This window comes from Pseudoalteromonas sp. NZS11 (genome assembly GCF_015864765.1).
GTDB lineage: Bacteria > Pseudomonadota > Gammaproteobacteria > Enterobacterales > Alteromonadaceae > Pseudoalteromonas > Pseudoalteromonas arctica.
Genome location: NZ_JADYWP010000028.1, coordinates 1 through 532, shown reverse-complemented (window position 1 = coordinate 532; position 532 = coordinate 1). Strand labels below are relative to the sequence as shown.

1 rRNA gene is annotated in these 532 nt (G+C 52.1%); it reads right to left on the bottom strand.

The window, feature by feature from the left end:
- Positions 1–532 (bottom strand): 16S ribosomal RNA (locus I6E82_RS19770); the annotation flags it as partial.

Below are 532 nucleotides of genomic sequence, written 5' to 3'. Positions count from 1 at the left end.
GTAAGTTCTCTGTATGTCAAGTGTAGGTAAGGTTCTTCGCGTTGCATCGAATTAAACCACATGCTCCACCGCTTGTGCGGGCCCCCGTCAATTCATTTGAGTTTTAACCTTGCGGCCGTACTCCCCAGGCGGTCTACTTAATGCGTTAGCTTTGAAAAACAGAACCGAGGCTCCGAGCTTCTAGTAGACATCGTTTACGGCGTGGACTACCGGGGTATCTAATCCCGTTTGCTCCCCACGCTTTCGTACATGAGCGTCAGTGTTGACCCAGGTGGCTGCCTTCGCCATCGGTATTCCTTCAGATCTCTACGCATTTCACCGCTACACCTGAAATTCTACCACCCTCTATCACACTCTAGTTTGCCAGTTCGAAATGCAGTTCCCAGGTTGAGCCCGGGGCTTTCACATCTCGCTTAACAAACCGCCTGCGTACGCTTTACGCCCAGTAATTCCGATTAACGCTCGCACCCTCCGTATTACCGCGGCTGCTGGCACGGAGTTAGCCGGTGCTTCTTCTGTCAGTAACGTCACA